This is a genomic window from Nocardia sp. NPDC057227 (assembly GCF_042669725.1).
Classification (GTDB): domain Bacteria; phylum Actinomycetota; class Actinomycetes; order Mycobacteriales; family Mycobacteriaceae; genus Nocardia; species Nocardia asteroides_A.
In genome coordinates this window covers 228,255-254,412 of sequence record NZ_JBHUXA010000010.1, presented here as the reverse complement: position 1 = coordinate 254,412, position 26,158 = coordinate 228,255, and the positions used below count along the sequence as shown (strand labels likewise).

At 71.6% G+C, this 26,158-nt stretch carries 29 protein-coding genes; 17 read left to right on the top strand and 12 right to left on the bottom strand.

Annotated elements, in window-relative coordinates:
* Positions 1-91: 91 nt before the first annotated feature.
* The 7 genes from ACFUJ1_RS16975 to ACFUJ1_RS16945 all read left to right on the top strand — a co-directional run bounded on the left by ACFUJ1_RS16975 (position 92) and on the right by ACFUJ1_RS16945 (position 6,561).
* Positions 92-1,633 (top strand): aldehyde dehydrogenase family protein, encoded by a 1,542-nt coding sequence (locus ACFUJ1_RS16975; RefSeq protein ID WP_378646542.1) that lies wholly within the window; start codon positions 92-94, stop codon positions 1,631-1,633.
* 17 nt (positions 1,634-1,650) lie between these two features.
* The gene (locus tag ACFUJ1_RS16970) at positions 1,651-2,499 is read left to right on the top strand and encodes a mycofactocin-coupled SDR family oxidoreductase (protein ID WP_378646540.1); all 849 of its coding nucleotides are present in this window, start codon (positions 1,651-1,653) and stop codon (positions 2,497-2,499) included.
* Positions 2,496-2,678, top strand: a complete 183-nt coding sequence (locus ACFUJ1_RS16965) for a rubredoxin (protein ID WP_357016186.1) — start codon at positions 2,496-2,498, stop codon at positions 2,676-2,678. Before ACFUJ1_RS16970 ends, ACFUJ1_RS16965 begins: the two co-directional genes overlap by 4 nt.
* Entirely contained in the window at positions 2,675-3,895 is a 1,221-nt protein-coding gene (locus tag ACFUJ1_RS16960; protein ID WP_378646538.1) for an NAD(P)/FAD-dependent oxidoreductase, read from the top strand. The genes ACFUJ1_RS16965 and ACFUJ1_RS16960 overlap by 4 nt, the downstream gene beginning before the upstream one ends.
* A gap of 86 nt (positions 3,896-3,981) precedes the next feature.
* The gene (locus ACFUJ1_RS16955; protein ID WP_378646537.1) at positions 3,982-5,154 is read left to right on the top strand and encodes a thiolase family protein; all 1,173 of its coding nucleotides are present in this window, start codon (positions 3,982-3,984) and stop codon (positions 5,152-5,154) included.
* 19 nt (positions 5,155-5,173) lie between these two features.
* Positions 5,174-5,944, top strand: coding sequence for an SDR family NAD(P)-dependent oxidoreductase (locus tag ACFUJ1_RS16950; RefSeq protein WP_378646536.1), 771 nt, complete (start codon positions 5,174-5,176; stop codon positions 5,942-5,944).
* A gap of 20 nt (positions 5,945-5,964) precedes the next feature.
* On the top strand, positions 5,965-6,561 hold the full coding sequence (locus ACFUJ1_RS16945) for a TetR/AcrR family transcriptional regulator (protein WP_378646535.1): 597 nt from the start codon (positions 5,965-5,967) through the stop codon (positions 6,559-6,561).
* Positions 6,562-6,652: 91 nt separating this feature from the next.
* Here the strand turns inward: ACFUJ1_RS16945 and ACFUJ1_RS16940 are convergent, their stop codons facing one another.
* The 3 genes from ACFUJ1_RS16940 to ACFUJ1_RS16930 form a co-directional block, all read right to left on the bottom strand.
* On the bottom strand, positions 6,653-7,723 hold the full coding sequence (locus tag ACFUJ1_RS16940; protein WP_378646533.1) for a dihydrodipicolinate reductase: 1,071 nt from the start codon (positions 7,721-7,723) through the stop codon (positions 6,653-6,655).
* A 6-nt stretch (positions 7,724-7,729) separates the two neighbouring features.
* Positions 7,730-8,947 (bottom strand): amidohydrolase family protein, encoded by a 1,218-nt coding sequence (locus ACFUJ1_RS16935; RefSeq protein ID WP_378646531.1) that lies wholly within the window; start codon positions 8,945-8,947, stop codon positions 7,730-7,732.
* A 100-nt stretch (positions 8,948-9,047) separates the two neighbouring features.
* On the bottom strand, positions 9,048-9,650 hold the full coding sequence (locus tag ACFUJ1_RS16930) for a class I SAM-dependent methyltransferase (protein ID WP_378646529.1): 603 nt from the start codon (positions 9,648-9,650) through the stop codon (positions 9,048-9,050).
* A gap of 41 nt (positions 9,651-9,691) precedes the next feature.
* On the opposite strand from ACFUJ1_RS16930, the gene ACFUJ1_RS16925 reads away from it, so the two are divergent.
* The 3 genes from ACFUJ1_RS16925 (at position 9,692) to ACFUJ1_RS16915 (ending at position 12,072) form a co-directional block, all read left to right on the top strand.
* Positions 9,692-10,201: a GNAT family N-acetyltransferase gene (locus ACFUJ1_RS16925; RefSeq protein ID WP_378646527.1), complete on the top strand. Its 510-nt coding sequence runs from the start codon at positions 9,692-9,694 to the stop codon at positions 10,199-10,201.
* Positions 10,202-10,351: 150 nt separating this feature from the next.
* Positions 10,352-10,759 (top strand): VOC family protein, encoded by a 408-nt coding sequence (locus ACFUJ1_RS16920; protein WP_378646525.1) that lies wholly within the window; start codon positions 10,352-10,354, stop codon positions 10,757-10,759.
* A gap of 50 nt (positions 10,760-10,809) precedes the next feature.
* Positions 10,810-12,072 (top strand): alpha/beta hydrolase, encoded by a 1,263-nt coding sequence (locus ACFUJ1_RS16915; protein ID WP_378646523.1) that lies wholly within the window; start codon positions 10,810-10,812, stop codon positions 12,070-12,072.
* A gap of 7 nt (positions 12,073-12,079) precedes the next feature.
* On the opposite strand, the gene ACFUJ1_RS16910 is transcribed toward ACFUJ1_RS16915, so the two are convergent.
* A complete protein-coding gene (locus ACFUJ1_RS16910) occupies positions 12,080-13,369 on the bottom strand; it encodes an MATE family efflux transporter (RefSeq protein ID WP_378646521.1) in 1,290 nt (429 codons plus the stop codon).
* A gap of 132 nt (positions 13,370-13,501) precedes the next feature.
* On the opposite strand from ACFUJ1_RS16910, the gene ACFUJ1_RS16905 reads away from it, so the two are divergent.
* On the top strand, positions 13,502-14,062 hold the full coding sequence (locus ACFUJ1_RS16905; RefSeq protein WP_378646520.1) for a hypothetical protein: 561 nt from the start codon (positions 13,502-13,504) through the stop codon (positions 14,060-14,062).
* 50 nt (positions 14,063-14,112) lie between these two features.
* The gene (locus ACFUJ1_RS16900; protein WP_378646518.1) at positions 14,113-15,099 is read left to right on the top strand and encodes an NAD(P)H-quinone oxidoreductase; all 987 of its coding nucleotides are present in this window, start codon (positions 14,113-14,115) and stop codon (positions 15,097-15,099) included.
* Here the strand turns inward: ACFUJ1_RS16900 and ACFUJ1_RS16895 are convergent.
* Complete coding sequence (locus ACFUJ1_RS16895) at positions 15,080-15,898, bottom strand: helix-turn-helix transcriptional regulator (protein WP_378646516.1); 819 nt, start codon at positions 15,896-15,898, stop codon at positions 15,080-15,082. The two genes, ACFUJ1_RS16900 and ACFUJ1_RS16895, sit on opposite strands and share 20 nt — an antisense overlap.
* An 85-nt stretch (positions 15,899-15,983) precedes the next feature.
* On the opposite strand from ACFUJ1_RS16895, the gene ACFUJ1_RS16890 reads away from it, so the two are divergent.
* A complete protein-coding gene (locus tag ACFUJ1_RS16890; RefSeq protein WP_378646514.1) occupies positions 15,984-16,919 on the top strand; it encodes an alpha/beta fold hydrolase in 936 nt (311 codons plus the stop codon).
* Here ACFUJ1_RS16890 and ACFUJ1_RS16885 read toward each other — a convergent pair.
* The 3 genes from ACFUJ1_RS16885 to ACFUJ1_RS16875 form a co-directional block, all read right to left on the bottom strand.
* Positions 16,903-18,105 (bottom strand): cupin domain-containing protein, encoded by a 1,203-nt coding sequence (locus tag ACFUJ1_RS16885; protein ID WP_378646512.1) that lies wholly within the window; start codon positions 18,103-18,105, stop codon positions 16,903-16,905. The two genes, ACFUJ1_RS16890 and ACFUJ1_RS16885, sit on opposite strands and share 17 nt — an antisense overlap.
* 28 nt (positions 18,106-18,133) lie before the next feature.
* Positions 18,134-18,955: an alpha/beta fold hydrolase gene (locus ACFUJ1_RS16880; RefSeq protein ID WP_378646510.1), complete on the bottom strand. Its 822-nt coding sequence runs from the start codon at positions 18,953-18,955 to the stop codon at positions 18,134-18,136.
* A gap of 153 nt (positions 18,956-19,108) precedes the next feature.
* Complete coding sequence (locus ACFUJ1_RS16875; RefSeq protein WP_378646508.1) at positions 19,109-20,989, bottom strand: ATP-binding protein; 1,881 nt, start codon at positions 20,987-20,989, stop codon at positions 19,109-19,111.
* Positions 20,990-20,999: 10 nt separating this feature from the next.
* Here ACFUJ1_RS16875 and ACFUJ1_RS16870 point away from each other — a divergent pair, with 10 nt between their 5' ends.
* Positions 21,000-21,368: a response regulator gene (locus ACFUJ1_RS16870; protein ID WP_378646506.1), complete on the top strand. Its 369-nt coding sequence runs from the start codon at positions 21,000-21,002 to the stop codon at positions 21,366-21,368.
* 12 nt (positions 21,369-21,380) lie between these two features.
* Here ACFUJ1_RS16870 and ACFUJ1_RS16865 read toward each other — a convergent pair whose 3' ends face one another.
* On the bottom strand, positions 21,381-22,028 hold the full coding sequence (locus ACFUJ1_RS16865) for a response regulator (protein WP_378646504.1): 648 nt from the start codon (positions 22,026-22,028) through the stop codon (positions 21,381-21,383).
* Between the two features lie 155 nt (positions 22,029-22,183).
* Between ACFUJ1_RS16865 and ACFUJ1_RS16860 the strand changes: the two genes are divergently transcribed.
* A complete protein-coding gene (locus ACFUJ1_RS16860; RefSeq protein WP_378646502.1) occupies positions 22,184-22,774 on the top strand; it encodes an RDD family protein in 591 nt (196 codons plus the stop codon).
* A gap of 57 nt (positions 22,775-22,831) precedes the next feature.
* Here the strand turns inward: ACFUJ1_RS16860 and ACFUJ1_RS16855 are convergent, their stop codons facing one another.
* Together ACFUJ1_RS16855 and ACFUJ1_RS16850 are read right to left on the bottom strand one after the other, a co-directional pair.
* Positions 22,832-23,104, bottom strand: coding sequence for a GlsB/YeaQ/YmgE family stress response membrane protein (locus ACFUJ1_RS16855; protein ID WP_378646500.1), 273 nt, complete (start codon positions 23,102-23,104; stop codon positions 22,832-22,834).
* A 153-nt stretch (positions 23,105-23,257) separates the two neighbouring features.
* A complete protein-coding gene (locus tag ACFUJ1_RS16850; protein ID WP_378646498.1) occupies positions 23,258-24,037 on the bottom strand; it encodes a LamB/YcsF family protein in 780 nt (259 codons plus the stop codon).
* Between the two features lie 63 nt (positions 24,038-24,100).
* Between ACFUJ1_RS16850 and ACFUJ1_RS16845 the strand changes: the two genes are divergently transcribed.
* Together ACFUJ1_RS16845 and ACFUJ1_RS16840 are read left to right on the top strand one after the other, a co-directional pair.
* Positions 24,101-24,748 carry a TetR/AcrR family transcriptional regulator gene (locus ACFUJ1_RS16845; RefSeq protein WP_378646496.1) on the top strand — a complete coding sequence of 216 codons (648 nt, stop codon included), beginning with the start codon at positions 24,101-24,103 and terminating at the stop codon, positions 24,746-24,748.
* Positions 24,745-25,125, top strand: coding sequence for a YybH family protein (locus tag ACFUJ1_RS16840; RefSeq protein ID WP_378646494.1), 381 nt, complete (start codon positions 24,745-24,747; stop codon positions 25,123-25,125). The genes ACFUJ1_RS16845 and ACFUJ1_RS16840 overlap by 4 nt, the downstream gene beginning before the upstream one ends.
* 4 nt (positions 25,126-25,129) lie before the next feature.
* Here ACFUJ1_RS16840 and ACFUJ1_RS16835 read toward each other — a convergent pair whose 3' ends face one another.
* A complete protein-coding gene (locus ACFUJ1_RS16835; protein WP_378646492.1) occupies positions 25,130-26,095 on the bottom strand; it encodes an SMP-30/gluconolactonase/LRE family protein in 966 nt (321 codons plus the stop codon).
* Positions 26,096-26,158 lie beyond the last annotated feature (63 nt).

Genomic DNA, 26,158 nt, shown 5'->3' with positions numbered 1-26,158 from the left:
CTCCACGTCCGTCCACTGTCTTGAAGTACTATACGGTAAGAGTTACAGTTACTCACCCGATACCGGATGTCGGGATCGAACTGGAGGGCTTGTGAGCGACGTTCCCGGAGTACGGACCGCCCCGGTCCTCGAGGTCGCGGCGCGCGCCGCGGCGCGGGCCGAACGCAAGATGCTGATCGACGGTGAGCTGCGGGCGGCCGCGGACGGCGCCGAGTTCGACAACATCGCGCCCGCGACCGGGCGGGTCCTCGGCGGCACCGCCGCCGCGACAGCCGCGGACATGGACCGGGCGATCGGCGCGGCCCGGCGCGCGTTCGACGACACCGACTGGCCGCGCAACCGCGCGCTGCGCGCCCGCTGCCTCGAGCAACTGCAGGCGGCGCTGGAGAGCGAGCGGACCGAGCTCGGCGAGGAGCTGATCGCCGAGGCGGGCTGCCCGGCCATGACGCTCGGCAACGCGCAGGTGGACTGGCCGCTGGCCGAGGCGCTGCGCTATCCGCTGCAGCTGATCGACGAATTCGGCTGGGAGCGCGTGCTTCCCGGCGGTGGGTTGTTCGGCGAGCGCAATGTGCGCACGGTGGTGCAGGAGCCGGTCGGCGTGGTCGCCGCGATCTGCCCCTCGAACTTCCCGGTCGAGGTGGTGCTGAACAAGATCGGCCCCGCCCTGGCCGCGGGCAATACCGTGGTGCTCAAGCCGGACCCGAACACCCCGTGGAACGCCACCCGGCTCGGCCGGCTGATCGCCGAGCGCACCGACTTCCCGCCCGGCGTGCTCAATGTGGTCACCACCCCGAGCAACGAGGTGGCCGGGCTGCTGGCGACCGACCCGCGGGTGGACCTGATCTCGTTCACCGGCTCGACCGCGGTCGGCAAGCACCTCATGCGCACCGCCGCCGACACCATGAAGCGCACCTTCCTCGAGCTCGGTGGCAAGTCCGCGCTCATCGTGCTGGACGACGCCGACCCGATGTCGGCGGTCCGCAGCGCGATCGGGGTGTGCGTGCACGCCGGCCAGGCCTGCGCCGCCACCAGCCGGATGTTGGTGCCGCGCCACCTGTTCGACGAGGTCACCGCCCAGGTAGCCGCTGCCTACGACGCCGTGCCGCCCGCCGACCCCGCGCTGTCGGACACCCTGGTTGGCCCGCTGATCAGCGCCGCCCAGCAGCGCCGGGTGCTCGACGCCGTCGAACGCGGAGTCCGCGACGGCGCCAGGCTGGTCACCGGCGGCGGCATCCCCGATGACATCGCCCCGCACCTGCGCGACGGCTTCTTCGTGCGCCCCGCGGTCTTCGCCTGCGCCGACAACACCCTGCCGATCGCGCGGGACGAGATCTTCGGCCCGGTGCTGGTAGTCATCCCGCACGACGGCGACGACGACGCGGTGCGGCTGGCCAACGACAGCGACTACGGCCTGGCCGGTGCGGTGCTGTCCAGCTCGCCGGAGCGCGGCATGGCGGTGGCCAGGCGGGTCCGCACCGGCGCGATCGGGGTCAACGGCGGCATGTTCTACGGCGCCGACGCCCCCTTCGGCGGGGTCAAGCAGAGCGGGCTCGGCAGGCAGTGCGGGCTGGAGGGCTTCCAGCAGTACCTGGAGACCAAGACGATCGGCACCCGCAGCCCCCGGCCGCGGTGAACAGAAAGGCGAAATCGGTGACACGACTCGAAGGCAAGGTCGCGGTGATCTCCGGCGCGGCTCGCGGACAGGGCCGCTCGCACGCGGTGAACCTGGCGGCGGCAGGCGCGAGCATCATCGCGCTCGACATCTGCGCGGACCTGGAGGGCAATACCTACCCGCTGTCCCGGCCGGAAGACCTGGAGGAGACAGTCCGGCTGATCGAGAAGGAGGGCGTCCCCGCTTGGTCGGCGGTGGTCGACGTGCGAGAGCGCAGCGCCGTCTGGAGCGCTGTGGCGGACGGCGTCGCGGCGCTGGGCGGGCTCGACATCGTGGTCGCCAACGCGGGCATCGCGCCGCTCGGCAAGGGCCAGACCATCCAGTCGTGGTCGGACACCATCGACACCGACCTGGTCGGCGTCTTCAACGTGGTGCAGGCGAGCCTGCCGCACCTGAGCGACGGCGGCTCGGTGATCGCCACCGGCTCGCTCGCCGCCCAGCTGGGCAGCTCGACCAAGCAGGGCCCCGGCGGCTCGGCCTACAGCTTCGCCAAGCAGGTCGTTGCGCACTACGTCAACGATCTCTCGATCCAGCTGGCCAAGCGCTCGATCCGGGTGAACGCGGTGCACCCCACCAATGTCGACACCGACATGCTGCACAACGAGGGCATGTACCGGATCTTCCGCCCGGATCTGGAGAACCCCACCCGCGAGGACGCCGAGCGCTCCTTCGGCGCCATGCAGGCCATGCCGGTGCCCTACATCTCCCCGCAGGACGTCTCGAACCTGGTGGTCTTCCTCGCCTCGGACGAATCCCGCTACATCACCGGCAGCCAGCTGCGGGTGGACGCCGGCGGCTACGTGAAGGCCAAGCCGTGGCAGGGGTGACGACGGCGTACAAGCTGTACCGCTGCCTGGTCTGCAACTTCGAGTACGACGAGGCGCTGGGCTGGCCGGAGGACGGGATCGAGCCCGGAACCCGCTGGGACGACATCCCGGAGGACTGGAGCTGCCCGGACTGCGGCGCCGCCAAGGCCGATTTCGAGATGGTGGAGGTCGCCCGGTGACCGTTCCGCCCACCGGGCGGGTCGTGATCGCGGGTACCGGCATCGCGGGCGCCACCGCCGCCGAGACCCTGCGCAAGCGCGGCTTCGACGGGGAGATCGTGCTGCTCGGCGCCGATCCGGCGCCGCCCTACCGGCGGCCCATGGTCTCCAAGGAGCTGCTCGCGGCCGCGTTCCCGGCGGAGAAGGCGCTGCTGCGTCCGGCTACCGCCTGGCCGGAGCTGCGCATCGACCTCCGGACCGGCACCCGGGTCGAGGCGATCCACCCGGACGCGGCGCGGGTGGCGCTCGCCGACGGCACCGTGCTCGGCTACGACGCGCTGCTGCTCGCCACCGGCGGCAGACCACGGACGCTCGGCGTGCGCATCCCCGGCGCGTTCACGCTGCGCGACCGGCACGACGCCACCGCGCTGCGTGACGTACTGGACAGGCCCGGCATCGAGGTGCTCGTGGTCGGCGGCGGGCTGATCGGCACCGAGGTGGCCGCCTCGGCCCGTGCCGGCGGCGCGCAGGTGACGATCCTGGAGGCGGGGCCGCGGATTCTCGACCGGGTGTTCCCGGAGCCGGTCTCCGCGGCACTGGAGCGGGTGCATCGCGCGCGCGGGGTCACGGTGCACACCGGCACCGCGGTGACGGGGGCGGACATCGTCTCCGGCCGCACCCGGCTCCGCTCGGCCGACGGCCGCGAGTGGATCGCCGACGTCGTCGTGGTCGCCGTCGGCATGACCCCGGACGACGGACTCGCCCGCGCGGCGGGGCTCCGCGTCGACGACGGCATCGTGGTCGACGAGTTCTGCGCCACCTCGGCGCCCGGCATCTACGCCGCGGGCGACGTCGCGCGGTTCCCGGACCCGGTGCACGGCGGCTCGGTGCGGGTCGAGCACTGGAACCACGCGCAGTCGCACGGCGCCGCCGCCGCGGCCGCCATCGCAGGCGAGCGCACCCCGTACCGCGAGGTGCCGTGGTGCTGGACCACGCAGTACGGCCGCACCGTGCAGGCCGCGGGCAGGCCGACCGCGGGAACCGAGCTGATCGTCGAGGGCGACCCCGCAGGGGACGCGTTCCTCGCGCTGGCACTGACCGGGGACCGGCTGGTCGGGGCGGTCGCGGCGGGCAGACCGCGCGACCTGCGTGCCGCCCGCACCCTGATCGGGTCGGGCGCCGGGCTGCCGCGCGAGCTGCTCGTCGGCTCGATCGACCTGGTCTCATTGGCTGCCTGAAGAGCTTACCGCATGACATACTATTGGCATTACGACAACGAACCGCGCCGCAGCGGCGCGGCCCGACAACCCAGGGGTTGAGAGATATGGCCGAGCCCGTCATCGTCGGAGCGGCACGGACCGCGATCGGACGGTCGTTCAAGGGGACGCTGGTGAACGTGCCCAGCGAGACGCTGGCGACCACCATCCTGCCCGAGGTGATCCGCCGCGCCGGCCTCGACCCGGAGGCGGTGGACGACGTGATCTTCGCCGAATCACACTACGGCGGCGGCGATCTGGCCCGCTACGCCGCCGTTGCCACCGGGCTCACCACGGTCCCGGGGCAGGCGGTGAACCGGCACTGCGCGGGTAGCCTGACGGCCATCGCCAACGGCGCGGCCCACATCCGTGCCGATGCGGAGCGGGTGATCGTGGCGGGCGGCGTGCAGTCGCTCTCCACCAACCCGGTGTCGCGCTGGCGGATCCCCGGCACCGCCGACTTCCAGGACGGCTGGATGCCGCCCTCGCACCCCGCGACCTCGGACGCACCCACCCTGGACATGGCGCTCACCGTCGGCTGGAACACCGCGCGCAAGGCGGGGATCTCCCGCGAGGAGCAGGACGCCTGGGCTGCCCGCTCGCACCAGCGCGCCATCGCCGCCATCGATGCGGGCAAGTTCCTCGACGAGATCGTGCCGCTGAAGGTCGAACAGCCCGACGGCAGTGTCCTGGACTTCACCGTGGACGAGCACCCGCGCCGCGACACCACCGTGGAGAAGCTCGCCCAGCTCAAGGTGCTGCATCCGGAGATCGAGGGCTTCTCGGTCACCGCGGGCAACAGCAGCGGCATCAACGACGCCGCCGCGGCCGTGGCGCTCACCGCCCGCGGGTACGCCGAGGCGGAGAACCTCGCGGTGCTGGCCAAGGTCCGTGCCTGGGCCAATGCCGCGGTGACCCCGGCCGAGACCGGTTTCGGCGCGGTGAAGGTCATCGGCAAGGTGCTCGACCGGGCCGGGCTGAAGCCGTCGGATGTGGCGCTGTGGGAGATCAACGAGGCCTTCGCCTCGGTGCCGATCGCGGCGGTGCGCGAGCACGGGCTGGACGAGGAGCTGGTGAATTTCTCCGGCAGCGGGTGCAGCCTGGGCCACCCGATCGCGGCCTCCGGCGCCCGGATGATCACCACGCTGATCTACGAGCTGCGCCGCCGCGGTGGCGGCATCGGTGTCGCGGCCATGTGTGCGGGCGGTGGCCAAGGTGGCGCCGTCGTCATCGAAGTCTGATCGAACGAGAGGAAACACAGTGTCTTTCGAAGGAACGGTTGCCCTGGTCACCGGCGGTGCCGGCGGGCTCGGCGCGGCCACCGTGCGGCGCCTGCACGCCGCGGGTGCCGCGGTCGTGATCGCCGATCTCGCCGACGACAAGGCCAAGCTGCTGGCCGATGAGCTCGGCGAGCGGGCCGTCTACGTGCGCACCGACGTGCTGGACGAGGACTCGGTCGCGGCCGCCATCGCCGCGGCGGGTGAGCTGGGCACGCTGCGCTACTCGGTGATCGCGCACGGCGGCTTCGGCGTGCTGGAGAAGGTCGTCAACCGCGACGGCTCCCCGCACACGCTGAAGGGGTTCACCGATACCATCTCGCTGTACCTGACCGGCACCTTCAATGTGCTCCGGCTGGTCGCGGCGAGGATCGCCACCCAGGAGCTGGACGAGCGCGAGGAGCGCGGCGCCATTGTCATGACCAGCTCCATCGCCGGGTACGAGGGTCAGATCGGCCAGGCCGCCTACTCCGCGGCCAAGGGCGCGGTGATCGGGCTGACCCTGACCGGGGCCAGGGATCTGAGCGCGACCAAGATCCGGGTCAACAGCATCGCCCCCGGCACCATGCACACCCCGATCATGGAGCTCATCGGCGAGGAGGGGCTGGCCAAGTTCGCGTCCACCGTCCCCTTCCCGAAGCGGCTGGGCAAGCCGGACGAGTACGCTTTCCTGGCCCAGCACCTGCTGGAGAATCCGTACATCAACGGTGAAGTGATCCGGATCGACGGCGGGCAGCGGTTCCAGCCGAAGTAGCGGGCTCGAGCGGCGCGGAGGTGGCAGTGGTACCCGACGGGGGAGACGATCCGCGCCGCTCGCGTTCCCGGGCGCGGCTGCTGGCCGCCGCCACCGCGCTGGTGGAATCCGGTGGGGTGCACGCGGTCACGGTGGAGGCGGTGACCCGCTCCTCGCGGGTCGCGCGCACCACCGTGTACCGGCACTTCCACAGCATCAAAGAGTTGCAGGCCGCCGCGCTGAGCCAGCTGCTGGCGCCCGTGGTGGCCCCTGCGCTCAGCACCGGCAGCCTGCGCGACCGGCTGCTCGACCTGGTCCAGCGCCAGGCCGAGGTGATCGACACGGTTCCGCTGCACCTCGCGGCGCTGACCTGGGTCGCCATCTCCGGCGACGGGTCCGAGGAGGCGGGTTCGCTGCGCAATCGGATCATCGAGCAGTACCGCCGCCCCTTCGACGAGCTGCTCGGCAGCGCGGAGGGGCGGCGGGCGCTGGCGGGGTGCGATCCCGATGTCGCCCTGGCCCAGCTCTTCGGGCCCATTGTCTTCGCCAAGCTGGTCGGCTTCGGTGGGGCGGGGCCCGAGCAGTGCGCCCGCATCGTCGACGACTTCCTCATCGCGCGTGGGTCCGGCGATGCGTGACAGCGATCCGCACCCACCTCCGGTGTGCACGCACCGCAAATGACGTTCGGCCCCGGTCAATGACCGGGGCCGAACGTCATTGTGGGCTGGGTCAGGCGAGAGCGACCAGCCCGCGGGGAAGCGGGAGGAGATCGGCATAGGTGACGATGCCCGGCTTCGCGGCGATCACCTGGGGGATGGCGTTCACCGCAGGCATCGCCGTCAGGATCATCGGCAGCCGCATGAAGTCGCTCATCGTGGTCCCGCGGAAGTCCGGCGGCGGAGTGATGTCCAGCCGCAGGCTGATCCGCGGGCGACCGTCGACGACGACCCGATGCCCGGTATCGATCGGCCAATCCGGCTGCAGCGTCTGCCCTTTGCGCCAGACGGTGCGCAGCTCCACCACGCTGCGCCCGTCGACCCGGCCGTGCCAGCTCGTGGCGATTCCCGCCACCCGCCCGGCCTCGATGCGCCACGATCCCAGGTCGACGTCCTCGGTGGTGGCCGCGTACTCCGGTTCGCAGACGATCTCGTCGAAGGTGACGCCGAGCGCATCGCCGAGCAGCTGCACGGCGTCGATGAACACCTCGGTCGCCTTCGCGGTCATTCCGGGCAGCTCGGGATCGTCGATCGGCCTGCCGAAGCCCGCGGGCAGCTCGGTCTCCGGTGAGTCGTAGCCGCTGATATCGGCCTCCTCGATCACCGTGATCTTGTCGACCCGGTCGCAGCCGCCCGCGGCGACCACGGCCAGCAGATCGACGAATCCGGGATTGATCCCGGAGCCGAAGATCGAGGAGCCGCCCTGCTCGCACGCCGCCAGGATCCGGTTCCTGCGCTCGGCGCCGAGTGAGTGCCCGGTCACGAACCCCGCCGTGGTGACGACATCGATGCCGGCTTCCAGGATCCGGGTCAGCTCCTCGACATCGATCCACATCGGGTTGTAGACGACGCAGTCCGGCCGGAGCGCGAGCAGCGCCTCGACATCATCGGTGGCGAGCACGCCGGTCGGGTCCTGCCCGCACAGCTCACCCGCGTCGCGGCCCGCCTTCTCCGGAGACCAGGCGAAGCACCCGACGAGCTGCAGCTCCGGATGGGCGAGAACGGCGCGCAGGGACTCCCTGCCGACATTGCCGGTGGTCCACTGGACCACCCGCGGCCGCCCCGGCGCGGATTCGATCGCCATCGCCGGTCAGCTCGGCGATCCCGTCGGCACCCGCGACCCGAGCAGTTCGAGCGCGTTCTCCCGCATGACCCGCCGGGTGTCCTCGTAGGAGAACTCCGGGAACTGCGGGATGTCGGCGGTGAAGGTGGTGGGATCGGCGAGTCCCTCGCCGTGCGGCCAGTCCGAGCCGAAGAGCACCTTGTCCACGCCGATGGTCGCGGCCAGCAGCTTGACGTCGTCCTCGTAGTAAGGCGCGATCCAGACGTTGTTCTTCAGCTGCTCCACCGGGTCCTCGACGAAGTGGTAGGGCGCGGTGTTCGCGGCCTTCTTCAGCCGCTTGATCAGCCGGTACACGAAGTACGAGCCGTTCTCGATGCTGGCGACCTTGAGGTTCGGGTGCCGGGTGAAGACCTGGTGCACGATCATCGAGGCCATGGTGTCGTGGATGGCGCGGTCGTCGAGCAGGATCTGATCGAGCGGGTCCTTCTTGCCGAACCCCTCGAAGGTCGCCTTGCCGCCCCACAGTGCCGCGATCGCGAGGTAGCCGCTGTCGGAGAGGTGGAAGCCGACCGGCACCCCGGCCTCGGCGAGCCGGGCCCACACCGGGTCGTGCAGCGGATCGCCGAGCGAGCGCGGCTTGACCACGCCGGGCACCGGTGCCGGACGGACCAGCACCATCTTCGCGCCGCGCGCCAGCACGAACTCGACCTCGGCCACCGCGGCCTCGGGGTCGGCGAGGGAGATGATCGGGGCGGAGATGAACCGGTGGTCGGGGCGGTCGAAGCCCCAGTCCTCGTCCAGCCACAGGTTGAAGGCGTGCACCGAGGCCATGGTGGCCGGGATGTCGTGCTTGAGCGCTTCTTCGACACCGCAGGCGAAGGTGGGCAGCATGAAGACCGTCTCCAGCTTCTGCCGGTCCAGCACCTTCACCCGCTCGTCGCGGTTCTGGTACTCCGGGTGGTCGGGCAGCCGGTCCAGTTTCATGAGCGACCCCGGGTCCACCCCCTCCGGGACCTCGCCGCGGAAGATCAGATCCAGGCAGCCCGGCTCGACGATCGGGTCGAAGGTCGGGTTGGGGACGAAGTGGTTGACCTTCTCGCCCATCACCGCCAGCGTGCGCCTGCCGTTGGTCACCATCTGTACGCCGCGGGTCTTGAACTCCTTGGGGAGGTGCCGGGTGAAGGCGTCCAGCGGTTCGTAATAGTGGTTGTCCACGTCGATGGCCAGGTAGTCCAGCTTCGTCATGTCGCGTCCTTCCGCGGGTGGGCCGCCGATGTGCCAGTACTACATACTGTATACCTATCGGTAAAAGTGGTGGCAAGTGCGGACGGAGGCTGCTTCGCGGTCAGGATCCGGTGCGGGAGAGGACGGCGACCAGGAAGTCGGAGTCCGGGCCGAAGGGGCGCAGATCCCAGGTCGAGAGCAGGAGGTCGGAGGAGAGGCCGCTCGCGGCGGCGTCGGCGAGGAAATCGTCGAACGCGTAGTCGCGGCCCGCGCCGAACCCGATCACCGCGCGCCCGCCGGGGGCCAGGTGCCCGGCGAAGCGGGTGAGGACCGCGGTCCTGGTCCGCGGCGCCACGAAGGTGAGCACGTTGCCCGCGCACACGACGATGTCGAACTCGCCGGGCAGGTCGAGCTCGGCGAGATCGCCGACCAGCCAGGTCGGGCCGGGATGATCGGCGGTCGCGGCCGCGATCAGCACCGGGTCCACGTCGACGCCGACGACCGTGTGGCCGACGGTGTGCAGGTACCCGCCGACCCGCCCCGGCCCGCACCCCGCGTCGAGCACCCGCGACCCGCGCGGCAGCATGGCATCGATCAGCCGTGCCTCGCCGACGATGTCCGCGCCCCGCGCCGCGAGGTTGCGGAAGCGTTCGATGTAGCGCGGGGAGTGGGTCGGGTCGGCGGCGGTGATCTCTTCCCACTTGCTCGGGATTCGCGGGTCCATGCTCCCAGTGTGTCCGCACCGGGGCACGGCATACTTGCCGGGTGTTGATCAGGGGAGTCCGCTCCGGCGACGTGGCGGCGATCGCCGCGCTGCACGCCGCGAGCTGGCGCACGGCGTACGCCGGGATGATGCCGAGCGAGTTCCTGGACGGCGATCTGCTCGCGGACCGGCTCGCGGTCTGGCGCGAACGCTGCGCCGCGGCCGTCCCGCCCGGCCTGTTCGTGGCCGAGGACGGCGGCGAGCTGCTCGGCTTCGGCTACGCCACCCCGACCCCCGACGGCCGCGTACTGCTCGACAACCTGCACGCCGCGCCCGGCCGCACCCGGGCAGGCATCGGGACCCGGCTGCTCGGCACCGTCTTCGACTGGGCGGCGACCACCCACCCCGACCGCGGCGTCCACCTCGAGGTGCTCCAGGCCAACACCCCGGCCATCGCCTTCTACGAACGCCACGGCGGTACCCGGATCGACACCCGCACAGCCCATTTCGAGCAGGGCTTCGACCTCCCCGAGTTCGAGTACAGCTGGCCCGCGGGCTTCCGGCTGCACTGACGCTCTGTTAGGGTCGACCCGTGACTGCCGGGTCGGCTCCGTGCCGTGAGCGAGACGGGTTCCCGGCCGCCCCCTGACCCCGGGGCGGGCCCGCGGCCCACCTGTTCCGTCGATGTGCGTATCGAACCATTCACGGAGCAAGGAGCTTTCATGTCACAACCCCGGGTCGAGGTGCGCTTCGACCACACCATTGTCGCCGCGAAGGACAAGCACGAGTCGGCGCGGTTCTTCACCGAGGTCTTCGGGCTGCCCGCGCCGCGGGAGTCCGGGTTCTTCGTCGAGGTCACGCTGACCGACGGCCGGGTCTTCGACTTCGCCGAGCCGCCCGTCGACTTCCCCGGCCAGCACTACGCCTTCCAGGTCAACGACGAGACCTTCGACCGGGTCATGGCGCAGCTGCACGAGCGTGGCGTCACCTACTGGGCCGACCCGCGGATGAGCAAACCGGGGGAGATCAACACCAACCACGGCGGGCGCGGCGTCTACTTCGACGACCCGTCCGGGCACCACCTCGAGGCACTCACCGCCCGCTACGACGGCTACCCGGCGCTGAGCTGACGGTAGTGTTCGGCTGGTGACGAGCCGCCCCGGCCCCCGCTGACCCGGCGATGTCCGACATCGCCCTGCTCGACGGTGTGGTGCCGACACTGCTGCCGGTGTCGGCACTCACCGGGCTCGTCTGGCTGCTGGTGCACACCCGGCCTCGTCCGATCACCGCCTGCCTGGTCGCGGCCGCCGCGGTCACCGCGACCGCGGCCTGGCTGGCCACCGACGTGTGGCTGCTGTTCCCGGATCGGCTCGAGCCGCGCACCTACTGCTCGATCGGGGTCGCGGTACTCGCCGCGCTGCTCGCCGTGACCGGTCGGCGCGCACTCGGCGCCCTGGTCGCGCTGCTGGTCATCGCCGGCTGCGCGAACCAGATCAACGCCGACTTCGCCGCCTACCCGACGCTGCGCTCGGTGTTCGAACCGCACGCCCCGAACGAGATCGCCTTCCGCGACGTGCGCCCCGCACCGGCCGCGCAACTCGATCCCGGCCCGCTCGAACAGACCTGGCAGCCGCCGCCCGGACTCCCCGCCACCGGGCGGATCACCCGCACCCGCATCCCCGGCACCGAATCCGGCTTCCAGGCCAGGCCCGCCGAGATCTACCTGCCGCCCGCCTACTTCGCGGTGCCGCGCCCGCGGCTGCCGGTCCTGGTCCTGCTCTCCGGACAGCCCGGCTCCCCGGACGACTGGCCCACCTCCGGCAACCTCGTCGCCACCATGGACGGCTTCGCCGCCCGGCACCACGGCCTCGCCCCCGTGGTCGTCGTCGCCGACGGCACCGGCGGAACCTGGAAGAACCCGCTCTGCGCCGACACCAGCCGCGCCCGCGCCGCCACCTACCTCTCGGTCGACGTCCCCGCCTGGATCCACACCCACCTCACCGTGGCCGAGGACCCCCGCGGCTGGGCGATCGCCGGCTCCTCCTACGGCGGGACCTGCGCGATCCAGCTGGCGCTGGCCCGGCCCGAGGTGTACCCGACCTTCGTCGGCATGTCCGCCGAGTCCCAGCCCAGCCTCGGTGACCCCGAGCGCACCCTGAGCGAGGGGTTCGACGGCGACACCGCCGCCTTCGCCCGCGCCGACCCGCTCGCCCTGCTGCGCACCAGGAGCTACCCGGACACCGCCGGGGTGGTCTCCGTCGGTACCGCCGACGACGACACCGTGCCGGAGGCGAAGAAGATCAGCGCGGCGCTGCGTGCCGCCGGCGTGCAGGTCCGGTTCCTGGAGGTGCCGGGCGGGCACGACTGGACGGTGTGGTCGAGGGTGCTGGAGCAGGTGCTGCCCTGGCTCGCCGAGCGGTCGGGGGTGGTGGGATCGTCCTGACGCCGCATCATCGCGCCGGTTCCGCCACCGGGAGGGTGCGGAACCGCAGTCGCCACCGGATCGCGGTGGCGCCGGTGCGCGCGATCCACCCCGCGACGATCCCCGCGTACACCCCGGCCAGCCCCGCCACCGCGCTCAGCGCCCACACCGCGGGCAGCGCCACCACCACGACCGAAAACAGCGAGGCGTACAGGACACCGCGGGTGTCGCCTGCGGCCCGCAGCTGCGCGGCGTAGATCATGCTCACCGCCATGATCGGCGCGAGCACCGGCAGCGCCCACACCACCGAGCGCGCCGCCGCGCCCACCGCCGGATCACCCGACAGCACCCCGAACACCAGCGGCGATGCCAGCGCCAGCAGGAGGGCGGTGGTGCACGCGGTGGCCAGCATGACGATCGCCCCGGCCCGCACGACCGCGCGCCGCTCACCGGGGTCGTCCGCGCCGATACTGTGCCCGACCAGGACCGCCATGGCGACGCCGATCCCGAAGACGAACATCCACACCAGCGACACCGCGACGCTCACCGTCCGGTGCGCCGCCAGGCTCACCGCACCGGCCCCGGCCGCCAGCACCGCGATCACGGCGTCCCCGCCGTAGCTGACCAGCCCGAACCCCACATCCGGCAGGGCGACGTCGAGCCATGCCCGCAGCGGTGCCCGCCCGGTGTCCCGCAGCATCGCCCGCGCGCGGTGGGCGAGGCCGGCGGTACCGGCGGCGAGCGCGGTGGTGGAGCCGAGCGCGGAGCCGACCGGCCCGAGCCCGGCGGGGAAGATCAGGACGGCGGCCAGCACGAGGTTCAGGACCGCCACCGCCACGGCGTTGCGCGCCCCGGTCCGGGTGTCGCCGATGCCGCCGAGCGCCCCGCGCAGGTGCGCGGTGACCGCGGTGAACGGCAAGCCGCACAGCAGGATCCACAGCACGAGCGTGGCCTGCCCGCGATCCAGCCCGGCCGGCGCGGTGGCCCGCACCAGCAGCGGCGCGGCGACTCCCGCGCCCAGCGCGACCAGCGCGCCGATCACCGCGGTGGCGCGCACCCCGGCCCGCGCCAGCGCCCGGATCGCCGCGGTGTCCCCGGCTCCGTGCAGCCGCGCCACCACGACCTGCGTGGCCGACCCGAACGGGATCACCAGCGCGGTCGCCACGATCCACATCGGCAGCACCAGCGCCACGATCCCGAGCGCCGCGGTGCCGTAGTGGCCGAGCAGCGCGGTGTCGGTCGCGCCGAGCACCATCGTCGTGGCCGAGGTGAGGACCACCGGTATCGCGATCTCGGCGACCTGCCGAACCCTCCCCATGGAGGGACTCTAGGTCCCCGGTACCGGCCAGCAGGTACCCGGATCTACCGAAACCTGCAATGACATGCGGGAACCGCCGATCGAGAATTCTTCTCACCGGTTCGATTCACCGCTCACCGAAGGAAGAACACCATGACCGCGACTGTCCGCTCCGATCTGCTCCTCTCGCACAAGGTGGTCACCGCCGACGTGACCGCACCGTTCGACCACGTCGACATCGCGACCTGGCTGAAGACGCTGCCCACCCACGAGTACCAGCGCTGCGCCCCCGGCGATCACAAGGCCGCCGGCTACACCGTCGACGACGACGGCACCCCGATGTCGATCAATGTGGAGATGATCGGCACCGGGCTGGTCATCCAGCAGTACCGCTTCGAGGAGGCGCGCGCGCACTACTGCCGGATGGTCTCGCTCTCCGACGTGCTGACCCCCGCGGGCTGGACCACGACGCAGGTCATCTGGGAGCTCGGCATCGAGCAGCTCGAGGGTGACCGGCTGCGCTACATCAACACCGTCACCTCGCACCCGACCGAGCACTTCCTCGAGTTCATCACCGGCACCGGCCAGACGTTCGAGGAGGCAGCCGCCGCCAGGCAGCAGTCCTCGGGCGAGCACTGCGAGCTGGAGACCCCGCACTACGCGCGCAGCATCGCCGAGTACGCGATCGCCCACGCGGCCGCGGTCGCGGCCTGACAAGCGCCGAACTCCCGCCGAACGCCCGCCACAACCCCGGAGCACCGACCATGACCGCAGCCATCCGATTCACCCGCCCCGGACCCCCGAGCGTGCTGCGCCTGGTGCCGGTCGAGCGCCAGGCACCGGGGCCGGGCGACGTGCTCATCGCCGTCGAAGCCGCGGGCGTCAACAATGCCGACCTGCTCGAGCGCCGCGGGCACTACCCGGTGCCCGCGGACGCACCGCCCGGGCTCGGGCTCGAATGCGCGGGGACGATCGCCGCGGTGGGGCGCGAGGTGCGGGACTGGCAGGTCGGTGACCGGGTGTGCGCGCTGCTCGCCGGTGGCGGTTACGCCGAGGAGGTCGTCGTTCCCGCGGGGCAGGTGCTGCCCGTTCCGCGGGGATTCACCATGATCGAGGCGGCATCGTTCCCTGAGGTCGCCTGCACGGTGTACGCCAACCTCGCCGTGCTCGCCGGGCTGCGGGCGGGGCAGTCCGTGCTCGTACACGGTGCGGGCGGCGGGTTCGGGTCGTTCGCGATCCAGTGGGCGGCCGCGATCGGCGCGACGGTGATCACGACCGCGGGTAGCCGGGCGAAGGTCGACGCCGCGTACGCGCTCGGGGCGCACACGGCGATCGACTACCGCACCGACGATTTCGTCACCGCCACCCTCGACGCCACGAACGGCCGCGGGGTCGACGCCGTCCTCGACGTGGTCGGCGCCGACTACCTGCAGCGCAACCTGCGCTGCCTCGCCCCGGACGGGCACCTGGTCATCATCGGCGGCTCGGCGACCCGCACCCCGCTCGACCTGGGGGAGCTCATGGTCCGGCGGGCGAGCGTGTCGGCGACGATGCTGCGCGGGCGGCCGAAGGCGCAGAAGGCCGAGATCGTCGCCGGCGTCATCCGGGATGTGCTGCCGCTGATCGAAGCGGGCAGGATCCGGCCGGTGATCGACTCGGTGTTCCCGCTGGCGCAGGCAGGCCGCGCGCATGAACTGCTGGAGAGCGGGCGCACCGTCGGAAAGATCATCCTCACCTCCGGGGCGGTCTGAGCCGGGTGGCGACCCGCGCGGCGGGCTCGGCCGGATCGATTACGGCGAACGCGGCCTCGGCCTCCAGCGTCGCCGCCGACTGCCGGGGGAGCGCGGCGAGTGAGCCGGCGAGGAAGTTCACCGCGTCGCCGCCCGGGATCGGGCGGGGGGTGAAACGGGAGCCCACCGGGCGTGGCTCGCCGATCCGGTCGAGCCGGAAGGTGCGCCAGTCGTCGCGGTCACGGTCCAAGGCCACGAGGTACCAGCGGCGTCCGGCGGTGACGAGCTGGTGCGGTTGGACGAGCCGCGGGCTGTTCTCGCCGTCGCGGCGTCGGTAGCCGAACCGCACCTCCTCGTGATCCCGGCACGCCGCGGCGAGTACTCCGAGCGTTCCGGGGTCGACGAGGTCCTCGTCGGTGATCCGCCGCAGCGAGGAGACGCTCGACTGCAGTGCGGATACCCGGCGCCGGAGCCGATGCGGCAGGAGCTGCTCGATTTTCATCAGGGCGCGCAGCGACGTCTCCTCGATCCCGTCGATATCGGCCTCTGCCGCGTAGCGCAGCCCGATTGCCACGGCGACCGCCTCGTCGTCATCGAGGATCAGGGGTGGCATGTGGGTTCCGGCCGCCAAGCGGTAACCGCCGTATCTACCCGTCGTGGCGTCGACCGGATAGCCGAGCTCGCGCAGCCGGTCGATGTCGCGGCGCACTGTTCGCTCGGTGATCTCGAGGCGTTCGGCGAGTTCGGCGGCGCGCCACCACCTGTGGGTCTGCAGGAGCGAGAGCAGGTGTAGTGCTCGGCCGGTGGGGTCTGTCGGCATTCGCTCACTGTGCCGCGCATTCAGGACCGGACGTGTCCGGAATGCGTTCTACGGTGGCGGCCGCATCCGAGAGAAGGAGAACGACATGGTCGAATTTCCCGAGCCCACGCTGGTCCCGGTCAATGGCATTCGGCTCGAAGTGTTCGAGGCGGGGCGGGAGAATGCCGGGAATCCCATCGTGCTGTGCCACGGCTGGCCGGAACACGCCTTCGCCTGGCGGCATCAGATAGCGGCTCTCGCCGGAGCGGGCTATCACGTCATCGTGCCGAACCAGCGGGGGTACGGGAATTCGTCACGGCCGGCCGAGGTGACGGCGTACGACATCGAGCACCTGTCGGGCGATCTCGTCGCCCTTCTCGAGCACTACGGGTACGAGGATGCCGTCTTCGCCGGTCAGGACTGGGGTGCGACGGTCGTCTGGGGGCTGGCCCTGCTGCACCCGGAGCGGGTGCGCAGGGTGATCGCGCTGAGCGTGCCCTACCCCGAGCGCGGGGAGAAGCCGTGGGTCGAGTTCATCGCGGACATTCTCGGCAGCGATTTCTACTACGTCCACTTCAACCGGCACCCGGGCGTGGCCGACGCCGTATTCGACGCGAATACCGCCCGCTTCCTCCGCAATATGTTCCGCAAGAACCAGCCGCCCGGGCCGCCGCCGGGAATGGCGCCGATCGACCTCGCGAAGGCGGAAAAGCCCATCGGCGAGCCCCTCATGAGCGACGACGAACTCGCCGTCTTCGTCGCCGCCTTCGAATCGTCCGGCTTCACCGGCGGCGTGAACTGGTACCGGAACGCCGACCGCAACTGGCACCTGCTCGCCGACGTCGACCCGATCGTCCGGCAGCCGGCCCTGATGATCTACGCCGACCGGGACGTGGTTCCGCGCGGCGCGAACTTGACGGAGTTCGTGCCGAATGTGGAGGTGGTCGAGCTGGATTGCGGTCACTGGATCCCGCAGGAGAAGCCGGAGGAGACGAATCGGGCGATCCTGAAGTGGCTGGAACTGCCTACCGCAGCGGAGTGATGCCCTGGGTGCCGCGCGGGAACGAGGCCAGGGTGGCCTCGTCGATGTTCAGGTGCTGCGCGAGCAGCTTCGGCGGAACATGACTCAGCCACTGCGCCAGCGACACCTCCTCGTACCGGTCGGTGCGGAACACCTCGAGGAACTGCAGCACGTCGTCGCCGGTGTTCTCGACGTAGTGGCCGTAGTTGCGGCGCACCACACCGACGTCACCGGGCCGGAAGTCGGTGGTGTTGGCGTGCGGGCCGTTGTTGAACACGGTCATCCGCGCGGAGCCGCGCAGGTAGTACTGCCACTCGTCGGCATTGGGATGCCAGTGCAGCTCCCGCATCGAGCCGGGCTCGACGGTGACCAGCGCGGCGGCGACCGAGTTCGACAGCGGGAAGTTGGTGCTGTCGGCGATCTGGATGCTGCCGCCGGAGTTCTGGATCAGCGGCTTGGAGCGGGAGAGCCGGAAGATGATCGGCTCGCTCGCACCCCACTCCACCCCGGCCGCCTCCTGATCGGCGGCCAGCTCGCCCGGCTCCTCTCCGGGGAAGATCCACAGGTTGTGCAGCGGGATGTCGGTGAACACCTCCTGGGCGACCCCGAAGTTCTTCGCCAGCACCTCCGGCGGGGTGTGGGCGAACCACTCGGTGAGCAGCAGCGTGTTGCTCTCGGACTGGTCGCCGTCGTCGAAGGCCAGCACGAACTCCGCGCCGTCCGGGCCGAGGCCCTGCAGCGAGTGCGGGGTCCCCGCCGGGAAGAACCACAGGTCACCGGCTTCGACGTCCTCGACGCTCGGCATCCCGGTGCGGCTGAGCGTGGTGACCCGGCATCGGCCGCGGGTCATGACCGCCCACTCGGCGGTCTGATGCCAGTGCAGCTCCCGGATGCCGCCCGGCTCCAGATACATGTTGACGCCGGCGATCTCGTCCGAGATGGCGAAGTCCTGCTTGGTCACCTCGCGGGCCCAGCCCCCGGCCTGGATGCGCCGGGACGAGATGTTGAACGAGGACCAGAAGAACGGCTGGGTGCTGACATCCGTTGCGGGCGGGTCGATCTGGTTGGGGAACTGGCTGTCGACGGCGGGGTTGCGCGGCCCGCGCAGGTCGAGGCTGCGCGGGTGCCCGACGGTGTTGATCGAGCCCTCCGGCGGCAGGTCGGGGTTGCCGAGGGTGGGGGTCTCGTGGTGGGCGGCGGTGTCCATGCTGTGCTCCTGCGGTCCGGGCCGGGCGCTACTCGGCGATGAAGGCGAGGATGTCGGCGTCGAGCGCCTTCTGGTACTCGCCATAGATGCCGTGCGGCGCGCCCGGGTAGACCTTCAGCGTGGCGTTGCGGACGAGCTTCACCGACTTCTCCGCGGCGGCGGCGATCGGCACGATCTGGTCGTCGCCGCCGTGCGCGATCAGCGTCGGTACGTCGATGGCCCGCAGGTCGGCGGTCTGGTCGGTCTCGGAGAAGGCTTCGACGCAGTCGTAGGCGGCGGAGAGGTTGACCAGCATGCCCTGGCGCCAGAAGTCGTCCTTGGCGCCCTGCGAGACCTGCGCGCCCGCGCGGTTGGCGCCGTAGAAGGACTCGGCGAGGTCCCGGTAGAACTGCGAGCGGTCGTTCAGCACGCCGGCGCGGATGCCGTCGAAGACCTCGATCGGGGTGCCCTCCGGGTTCTCCGGGGTCTGCACCATGAGCGGGGGAACCGCGCCCGCGGTGATGAGCTTCGCGACCCGGCCGTTGCCGTGCTGGGCCGCATACCGCACGACCTCGCCGCCGCCGGTCGAGTGCCCGATCAGCACCAGGTCGCGCAGGTCGAGCGTGTCGACCAGGGCGGCGAGGTCGGCGGCGTAGGTGTCCATGTCGTTGCCGGTGCCGGTCTTGCTGGAGCGGCCGTGGCCGCGGCGGTCGTGCGCGATGGCCCGGTAGCCGGCGTCGGCGAGCAGTTTGAGCTCGAGCTGCCAGGCGTCGGAGGAGAGCGGCCAGCCGTGGCTGAGCAGCACCGGCTGGCCGGTGCCCTGCTCGGTGTAGTAGATCTCGGTGCCATCGGCTGTGGTGATGTACGGCATGGTGTCCTCCTGAGCGGGGTCTCTGTCCTGCTCCAGACTCGTCCGTGACGGTTGCCGTGTCGTCGCTGCTGACGCCCATTCCGGCCGGGGGCTGCCCGGTGCCCGGGTTTCCGGCTAGCCGGTATTGCCCTTCCCCGGGTGGGGCGGTGCCGGTCAGCCGATCCGCGTCGCGACGGGGATGCGGGCCCGGACCGTTGTGCCTTCCCCCGCCGGGCTCACCAGGGTGAACTCGCCCTCCACGGCCTCGACCCGGTCGCGCAGGCCGACCAGGCCCGAACCCTTCTCGGCGCGGGCGTCGCCGATGCCGTCGTCGGCCACCGCGAGCAGCAGGTCGTCGCCGTCGAGGTGCGCGGAGATCGACACCTCCGACGCCTGCGCGTACTTGGTGGTGTTGGTCAGCGCCTCGGCGACGACGTAGTAGGCGGTCACCTCGACCGGCTCAGGCAACCGGCCGGGCACCTCCACCCGCAGCGACACCGGCACCCGGGAGCGCCGGGCGAGGGTCTTGAGCGCGGGCCCGAGCCCGCCGCGGGACAGGATCGCGGGGTGGATGCCGCGGGAGAGCTCCTGCAGGTCGGTGTGCAGGTGGGTCACCGCGTCCACCAGGGCGTCGAGCCGGTCCCGCAGCGCGGGCCGGTCGTCGGGGATCGTGGCCTGCGCCGCGCGCAGATCCAGGCCGAGCACCACGATGCGCTGCTGCGCGCCGTCGTGCAGATCGCGCTCGATGGTGCGCCTGGCCTGGTCGGCGGCGGCGATGACGCGGGCGCGCGAGCGGGTCAGCGCGGCCCTTGCCTCGCTGTTGTAGACGGCGGTCGCCACCAGGTCGGCGAAGTCGGCGAGGCGCAGCGCCAGCCCATCGGGTGCGGCGCGCTCGGTGACGCCGACGACGATCGAGCCCCACGGCCGGTCCTCGACCGTGATCGGGACGCCGATGCCGCTCCGGATCCCGCGGGCGCGCAGCCGGTCGGCGATGGGGCCGGTGGCGTCCGCGTAGTCGAGGAGCGCGGGCGCGCCGGTCCCGGCGACCAGGGTGGAGACATTGGTCCCGCCGAGCGGTAGCCGCTCGCCGACCGTCAGGCCGTTGGCGGCCGTGCCGACCGCGGCGTCGTCGCGCGCGGCGAGCACCTCGCCGGTGCCGTCCGGGTGGAAGCGCAGCAGCGTGACGTGCTCGACGCCGAGTTCGTCGGCGAGCTCGGCGGCGACCGCGGGGAAGACCGCGCCCGGGTCGGCGCGGGCCGCGACCAGGGTGGCCACCCGGCGCAGCGCGGCCTGCTGCCGCCCGAGCGCGTCGGTGCGGGCGTAGAGCTCCTGGCGGTCGTGCGCGGCCGCGAGGAGTGCCTCCAGGTTGGGGACCATGCGCTCGACGCGGCGGCGGTCGGCGTCGGGGAGGTCGGCGGGGACGATCAGCGCCGCTTCCTGGCGGTCGTCGTCGAACAGCGGGATGCCGCGCCGATCCGCGCCCACCGCCGCGTCGGGCTCGGCGAGCGTGATCCCGGGCAGGTCGAGCATCTCGGCCAGCCGTGTGCTCGCCGCCGCGAGCGCGGCCGGGCGGTCGGCGGCGCGCAGCACCGTGCGCGCCAGCGCGGCGGAGAGATCGGCCTCGCGCCTGCGCTGATCGGAGTCGAGCGCGCGCGAGCGCGACTGCCCGACCAGCAGGTTGGTCAGCAGCGCGAGCACGAGGAAGACGACGACCGCGGGCACGAAGGTGCTGCCCTCGCTGCTCTCCACGGCGTGGAACCATGTGTAGGCGCCCGCGCTGGCCACCGAGGTCGCCACCGCCAGCCGGAAATCCCAGCCCGCCGAGACCACCAGCACCCCGAACAGGAAGACGGCGCCGAACGCGTTCTCCGGAAAGATTTGCTTGAGCAGGTGCACGATCCCGAACTCGACCGCGATCAGCACCACCGCCGTCAGCACGCCCCAGCGCAGCGGCGGCGCCGTCGGCCGCAGCACGACGGCGGCCGCCCGCTCCCACGGCGACCCGCGGTCGATATTCCGGCTAGCGGGCATGACCCGGCCTGCGCTCTCTGCCACCCTCGACAGTGTGAATGACCCCTACCCCGCGCGCTGCCTGATAGTGGACGACAATCCCACGTTTTGCGCCAAGGCACGCAGCGTGCTGGAGGACGGCGGGATCGCGGTGGTCGGCACGGCGTCGAGTCTGCGCGACGCGGTGGCGCTGGTGCGGTCGGCGCGCCCCGACCTCGCGCTGGTCGATATCGACCTGGGCGCGGAGAGCGGGTTCGACGTGGTCGAGGCGCTGCGCGCCGAGCCGGTCGCCCCGCTCGCGCTCGTGCTCATGTCCACCCACGACGAGCTCGAGTTCGCCGACCTGATCGAGGCGAGCCCGGCGGTGGGGTTCGTGCCGAAGTTCGCCTTCTCGACCGAGCTGATCCGCCGGATCGTCGGCTGAACCGCTTCCGGGTCAGGTGGTCGCGTCGAGGAAGATGATGACCGCCCGCACCCTGCGGTGATCGTCGGGGGTCTCGGTGAGGTCGAGCTTGGTCAGGATGCTGCGCACGTGCTTCTCCACCGTGCCCTCGCTGATCCACAGCCGCCTGCCGATGCCGGAGTTCGACAGCCCCTCGGCCATCAGGGTCAGCACCTCGCGCTCGCGCGCGCTGAGCGCCGCGAGCGGGTCGTCCCTGCGCCGGGCGGCGACGAGCTCCCGCACCAGGGCCGGGTCGATCACCGACGCGCCGTTGGCGATCCGGTGCACGGTCTCGACGAAGTCGCTCACATCGGTGACCCGGCTCTTGAGCAGGTAGCCGATGCCCTTTCCGCCGTCCAGCAGTTCCAGGGCCTGGTCGACGTCGACGTGCGCCGACAGGACGAGGATCGCGGTCCCGGGGAATTCCCTGCGGATGCGCAGGGCGGCGTCGAGGCCCTCGGCGGTGTGTGTCGGGGGCATGCGGATGTCGACGAGGGCGAGGTCGGGGCGTTCGTTCGCGACGACGGTGAGGAGTTGCTCGGCGTCGCCCGCCTGGCCGATCACCTCGAAGCCCGCGTTGGTGAGCAGGCTGGCCAGGCCCTCGCGGAGGAGGATGTCGTCGTCGGCGAGAGCTACGCGCATCAGGGTCGGGCCTCCGGTCGCGGGCGCATGCTCGGCTCCTCTGGTCTGTTCGCCCGGCCGGGCGCGTGGTATTGCACTGTATCGGGCATCGCGACCCGCCGGTGCCGCGCGTTCGGCACCGATCGAACGGTTCACCACCGACCTGGAAAGGCGCCATGACCTACGAACCCGCCCCGTTCTTCCGGCGGCTCGCCGCCAGGATCCTCGATCTCACCTTCTGCCTGGTGCTCACCTTCGTGGTGGCGATACCGGTGGGGCTGGTGGTCCTTCCGGTGGCGGTCGCGGCCGGCGAATCCGCCGAGGATGCCGTGCTCACCTTCGGCGCCTGGCTGTGCTACTTCATCGCCTACGTGGGGCTCGAGGTGTTCCTGCTGATGCGTCGTGATGGCCAGACACTGGGCAAGGGGCTGCTGGGGTTACGGGTCGTGCCCGCGGGGGAGTGGGCGCGGCCGCGGTTGGCCCCGGGACCGGCGACCATCCGCATGCTGATCATCTTCCTCCCCTTCGTCTTCATGTCGCTGTCCGGCTCCTACCCCGAATCGGCGCCCCTCGATGGAATCGCCATGGCCGGGGTCTTCGTCTCGCTCGTCAGCCTGGTGCTCGCGACGCTCCCCGGCCGGCGCCGAGCCGTGCACGACCTGGCCGCGCGGAGCCGCGTGGTGCGGGCGCCGCGGCGAAGGATCGAGCTGAAGAAGGATCTGCTGATGACGCTGCCCGGCAAGGTGGATCTGAGCAAGCGTTCCTGAAGCGCCGACGCGAAACGGCCCGGAGCCGAGGCTCCGGGCCGTTCGGGAGAGTGCGGGTTATCGCACGGCGCGACGCCCGGTGACCAGGTTGACCAGGAACAGCAGGATGACCGCGCCACCGAGGCAGGTGAAGAAGCTGAACCACAGCCCCCCGCCCTCGACGTCGACGCCGAGCAGCTTCAGCAGGAAACCGCCCAGCAGGCCGCCGATCACGCCGACGACGATGTTGAGCAGGATGCCCTGCTGGGCATCGGTCTTCGCGATCTTGCTGGCGATCCAGCCGGCCAGGCCACCGATGATGATCCAGCCGAGGATTCCGAGACCGAGCATGGCACTCTCCGTTCTTTCCGAAACCGTTGGTGCGCGCCCTCATACGCACGCCATCCAGTTCGCGGCATACCCCCGCTCCGCGGGCTCAATCACCCGGGTTCCGGCGAATTCGCACACCGGGCCGCCGCGGCGGTGGCCGAGACGTCGGCGCCGTCAGCGCGAGCGGCCGATCGGCACAGGAGCGAAACCGTTCGCGCGCAACAACGCCCCGGTAGCCGTCGCCATGTCCAGCGCGCCGGGGGTGTCGCTGTGCACGCAGAGCGCCAGCGCGGTGGCACCCTCCGGCGCGACGGCCACCGTCTCACCGTCGACCGCGCGCACCCGGCGCTCGGTCACCATGGTCAGCGCCCGCCGGGCGGCCTCCTCGACATCGGTGACCAGCGCAGCCGGGTGCTTCCGCGATACCAGTCGCCCCGCTGCGGTGTAGCCGCGATCCACGAACACCTCCGCGACGGTGGCGATCCCGCGCTGGCGGGCCCGATTCCACACCTCGGTGTCGTACTGGCACAGCAGCGCCAGCCCGGGATCGACCAGCTCCACCGCCTCCACGATGGCCGCCGCCTGCTCGACGTGCTCGGCGGCCACGTTGTACAGCGCGCCGTGCGCCTTCACGTAGGTCACCTCGGTGCCCGCGATCCCGGCGAAGGCCTGGAGCGCGCCGATCTGGTAGACGATCTCGTTGACCAGCGTCGGGCGGGCGACGTCGATGAAGCGCCGCCCGAACCCGGCCAGGTCCCGGTAGGAGACCTGCGCGCCGATGGAGACGCCGAGCTCGGCGGCGAGCGCGGTGGTGCGGCGCAGGATGTCCGGGTCGCCCGCGTGGAAACCGCAGGCGATGTTGGCCGCCGAGACCTGCGCCATGAGCGCGGACTCGTCGTGGTTGCCCCAGACGCCGAAGCCCTCGCCGATATCGGTGTCCAGGTGCACTCGCATGCGTAGCCCTCCGGTGCGGTCGCGTGTCCTCCAGGTCCAGCGCTCGTATCGTACGCTGTCCGTGTGTCACGAACGGCGTTCGAGAAACGCAGCGCGGCGGCCCGCGCCAAGGGCCGCGAAACCCTCTCCCGCGCCGAGGTGCTCGCGGCGGCGGGCCGGCTGCTGGACGAGTCCGGCGTGGCCGGGCTGTCCATGCGTTCGCTGGCCCGCGCGCTCGGCACCGGCCCGGCCACCCTGTACTGGCACGTCCGCGACCGGGACGAACTCCTGACCGGAGTCCTGGACGAGACGCTGCGGCACATCGAGATACCGCCCGGGGGAACGTGGCGCGAGCGCGCGACAGGGCTGGCGGTGGCGACCCGCGCCGCGCTGCTGCCCCGGCCCGCGCTGGTCGCGGTGCTGTGGCGGCAGGGCTGGCACCTCGGCCCGGTGACGCTGGCCCTGGCCGACGCCCTGGTCGGGCTGATCGCCGAGAGCGGGCTGCCCGAGGACGAGGTCGCCGACGCGTACCTGGCCGTGCTCTGGTTCGTGCTCGGCTTCGTGCACGCGGAATCTCAGGCCACCCCGACCACCGGCCCCGACGCGGACGACCGCTACCCCCACCTCACCCGCTACCGGCCGGACACCGACCCGGCCGCCGCCGACCGCCGCTTCACCACCGGGCTCTCCCAGCTCCTCGCCGGGATCCCCGACCGAAAGGCTCCCCGATGACCGACGTTCTCGCCGCCGACCGCCGCTTCTTCGACGCGCTCCTCGGCGCCGACACCGCCGCGCTCGAGGAACTGCTGCATCCCGAGTTCCTGATCGTCGACGTGGCTGCGGGCGGGGTGACGGCCCGCGCGGAGTTCGTGGAGTTCGTCGGCTCCGCCGCGGTGCGCTTCACCCGCATCGACACCGACCCGGCGGAGGCCACCGTCCGCGAGTTCGGCACGACGACCGTCGTCGTCGGCCGGACGGCCATGGAGTTCACCCTGCCCGACGGCACCGCGGTGACCACCGCCAGCCGCTACACCCACGTTTTCGTCTCCGCCGACGGCGAATTCCGCCTCGTGTCGGCGCAGGGAACCGCCATCCCGCCCGCCGGGTGACCGCTCAGATGCCGTGCACGGAGACGATCTCGAAGCGGGACGGCTCACCGGGCCCCATCGGCCCGCCCCGGTCGAACTGCGATGCCACCACCAGCGTCCGATCACCGACCCGCGCCATCGTGGTCGGAATCCGCAGGGCGGCATCGGTGATCTCCCCCGACTTGGTCGCGGTCGCCCCGTCGTCGGCGACCGACCAGCGGCTGACGGTGTTCGTCAGGTTCTGCACCACCCACAGCGTGCCGTCCCGCAGTTCCAGCCCGTCGCCGTTGCCGACGTCGCCGCCGTGCAGTTCGACCTCGCGGATAGCGCCGTCGTCGAGCCCGATCCGGTACAGCCGGCCCGGGATCATGTCCACGACGAGCAGATAGCGCCCGGCCGGGTCGGCGACGATGCCGTTGATGTTCAACGCGTCCGGCGCGCGCGGCGCCAGCTTCCCGGTGAGATCGAAGCGCACCGTGAGCTCGGCCCCGCCGCCGCCGGCCGCGAGCTGATCCGGGGTGACGCGGTAGACGACGCCGCGCACCGAGTCGGTCAGGTAGGCGCTGCCGTCCGGGGTGACGGCGAGATCGTTGACGAAGCGCGGCTGCGGGCCCGGCACGTCGAACCGGGCGAGCACCCTGCGGCTCGCGATGTCGTAGACGGTGACGCCCGCGGTGGAGTCGGTGACCCAGAGCCGCCCGGCGGAGTCGACCTCCAGGCCGTTCGCGGTGGCCCGGCCGTCGGCGCCCGCTGGCAGGAACACCTCCGCCTCGGCGGCGTCCGGCGCGGCCCGATAGATCGCGCCGGTGGCGTAGGAGCCCACGTAGGTGTCGCCGGTGCGGGGATCGGCGGCGATCCCCTCGGGGTAGACGCGCTCGCCGGGGAGCACGTAGGCGGTCTCGACCGGATCCGGTGCGGCGGTCGAGCCGCAGGCGACCGCGGCCAGCGCGCACGCGGCGACGGCGGAACGGCGAAAAAGGGTGGGAAGCATGGAACCTGCCTCGCTATGTGAAGTCACATCGAACAACGAGAGCTAATCTAAGTTAGAGTTCGA